Source organism: Shewanella sp. 11B5 (assembly GCF_002836795.1).
Taxonomy (GTDB): Bacteria; Pseudomonadota; Gammaproteobacteria; order Enterobacterales; family Shewanellaceae; genus Shewanella; species Shewanella frigidimarina.
Genome location: NZ_PJAP01000956.1, coordinates 1 through 2945, shown reverse-complemented (window position 1 = coordinate 2945; position 2945 = coordinate 1). Strand labels below are relative to the sequence as shown.

Here is a 2945-nt window from a genome sequence, read left to right as displayed (position 1 = left end):
AAAGTTTTCTAACACCTTATGGACTTGGTTGTTGGTGTTAACTGCTTTATTGGTTATCGTACAGCTCAGCTGGTTGTTATGGACACTAAAACCATTAGGTCAATTTAGCCAAGAACTGAGTGCTGTAGAACAAGGCACATCAAAGCAACTCAGTACTCGCTACCCAGTGGAATTGCAAAAAGTAGCGCAACAGTTAAACACCTTATTGCAAACCGAACAAAGTCAGCGCAAACGCTACCGCAATGCTTTAGCCGATTTAGCCCACAGTTTAAAAACACCTTTAGCGGTAATCCAAACTCAAGCGGATCTAAGTGAAGCCTCGATGGAACAAATTAATCGTATAAACCAAATTATTGCTTACCAACTAAAGCGGGCACAAAGCGCAGCGGGTAGTGCTTGGCATTTAGGGGTGAATGTTGACAGTATTGCCGTTAAATTAGTCAGAACCTTAAGTAAGATATACCAACATCAAAACCTCACCATTGAGTATCACCCCAACAAACAAGCGCGCTTTAAAGGCGATGAAGCAGACTTAACAGAAATGCTTGGCAATGTGCTCGACAATGCTTGTAAGGCTGCTAAAACAAAGGTGATATTAACCCTTACGCAGCAAGGAAATCCGCTGTGCATAACAATTGAAGATGATGGTGAAGGTATCCCTAAAGATAAACAGCAGCATATTTTTGAACGGGGGATCCGTGCAGACACTTACACTCAAGGTCACGGGATAGGACTGGCAATAGTCAGAGATCTTGTTGACAGTTATCACGGTAAACTTACCGTTGGTCAATCGGCATCATTGGGTGGCGCCAAATTTGAGTTTATTTTCCAACAGTAAACGCCTACCTCAGGTTGCCGTTATATATTATTTGTTTAATTTATCTAGCTTGCTCCTCTCGTTTATTTCTCTCGCATAGTTCTAGCGTATTAATTTCAGTTATTAGCTTTCAGCTTATGTTCATCTTCGGCTCGTTATGATGAACCTAACAGTCATCAATGACGCTGGAGATAACATGAAAAAAGCCATTCACGTACCCGTTCAGGCATTACTCGCCTTAGCCTTGGTCTGTATGCCATTAACAAATGTACAAGCGGCGCAACCAACTAATTCATACACTTATAATGCAGCAGATGATGTGGTGAGTGATGCTGAGTTGGCACAAATGCTCGCGCCAATAGCGCTATATCCAGACAGTTTATTAACCCACATATTAATAGCGTCAACGTATCCATTAGAAATTGTCCAAGCAAAACGCTGGTTAGCAAACCAAGGTAACCGCGACACCAACAAAATTATGACCGAGGTAGAGTCGCAAGACTGGGACCCAAGCGTGAAAGCATTGGTAGCATTTCCCAATGTATTAGAGCGTTTAAATGATGATTTAGCGTGGACTCAAAGCGTAGGCGATGCATTTTTGCAAGACGAAGGTCGCATGCTAGACACTATTCAATCGTTAAGGCAACAAGCTGACGAAGCCAACAACTTAGCCGACCTTGAGCAAGTTAAAGTGTCACGAGTCGAGCGCCGGATTATTATTGAATCAGTTCGCCCAGAAATTGTTTACGTGCCTTACTACGACAGCCGTATCGTTTATGGCAATTGGCGCTGGAATCGTTATCCACCCGTTTATTGGCATGCACCTGCTTACGTACATTATCGCCCTAACCACAGCGCGATATACTGGGACAGCGGAGTACGCATTAGCTTTAATTTCTTTTTTAGTGGTTTTCATTGGCATGACCGCCGCGTGATTGCGGTGCCAGTACATCAAAACTACCGTTACTACACACCACGGAAAATTAGTTACAGCCATGGAGCCCAACATTGGCAACATAAACCTAAGCATCGCAAGGGTGTGGCTTACCACAGCCAAGTGATCAGCAAACGTTATAACGGCCATTATGAAAAGCGTAACAAGCAAGTAAGCTATTCACGTGAACCTAAACGCCAGCACGCCAATGAACCTCGTCATTACTCAACCAAGGTCAATGAGCAGCGTAAAGAAGTAAGCCATGGCAACAAGCATGACAAGCGTAGCGAAAAATCGACAGTAAGAAGCGTAGGCCGTAATGAGCCGATAGAGCACAGAAGTAACCAGCTAAAACGCGATCTAAGCCAACAACGTCAACCTGTAGCACAGGTAAAGTCGTTTGAGCGTAAAGGCGAGCCGATGAAGTCAAATTACAGTCGCCAGCGCGATGTGGCCCAAACTAGGCCTAAATATGAGGCAAAACCGGTGGCAAATATAACAAGCAAGCCGCGCACTCAAGAATTACAACAAGCACAGCGTAACACTCGAGTTGAAAAGTCGCGTGAGTCGCACGTTAACGCGATGCGCAATCCACAACAGCAAGTGAAACAAATTCGTAGGAGTGAACCGCAAAAGCAGCAAGTTCGCGAAACAATTCGATCGACTCCTCAGCAAGCTTCGCGCTCAATGAGTCAGCAACGTGATAATTCATCATCACGCAGTGCAAGCCAGTCAAGAGACACCGGACCTTCAAGAGAAAAGCCTTCAAGAGAAAGACAGTAAACAGTCAAAAAAATCAGCGAGCTAAAGCACTAAACAACACGAGTAGACCTTGCCTCTCGTGTTGTTTTTTTATATATAAAATCAATAAAGTTATCAGTTCGCACACTAAATCTGAGCATGAGGTAAGACGATACAAACATTTAAGCCATGAGGTTCTACTTTGCTAAAAGTCAATTCACCATGATGTAAACTGATAATATGCTGGCAAATCGACAAGCCTAAACCGGCACCGTGTGAAGCGTTTTCATCAACTCGATAAAAGCGATTTTTGGCTAAGCTAATTTCTTCATCAGACATTCCCTTGCCTTGATCAAGTACACAAATCATCGTCTGCTGCTCGTCCTGAGTAACCGTAATGGTAATTAATGATTCAATAGGGCTATATTTGCAGGCATTTTCGATAATATTTTT

Annotated in this window: 3 protein-coding genes; 2 read left to right on the top strand and 1 reads right to left on the bottom strand. The window is 43.4% G+C overall.

All coding sequences use genetic code 11. The annotated features are described in order from the left end of the window. On the top strand, positions 1 to 838 hold an 838-nt coding region (locus tag CXF78_RS18770; RefSeq protein ID WP_145991562.1), incomplete at its 5' end, for an ATP-binding protein. Between the two features lie 175 nt (positions 839 to 1013). Next, the gene (locus tag CXF78_RS18765) at positions 1014 to 2534 is read left to right on the top strand and encodes a DUF3300 domain-containing protein (protein WP_102037609.1); all 1521 of its coding nucleotides are present in this window, start codon (positions 1014 to 1016) and stop codon (positions 2532 to 2534) included. A 105-nt stretch (positions 2535 to 2639) separates the two neighbouring features. On the opposite strand, the gene CXF78_RS18760 is transcribed toward CXF78_RS18765, so the two are convergent. After that, positions 2640 to 2945, bottom strand: a 306-nt coding sequence (locus CXF78_RS18760; protein ID WP_145991561.1) for an ATP-binding protein, incomplete at its 5' end; no start/stop codon positions are given.

Coding starts and splice junctions, on each gene's coding strand:
- CXF78_RS18765 (WP_102037609.1), top strand. CDS start 1,014: ATGAAAAAAGCCATTCACGTACCCGTTCAGGCATTACTCGCCTTAGCC.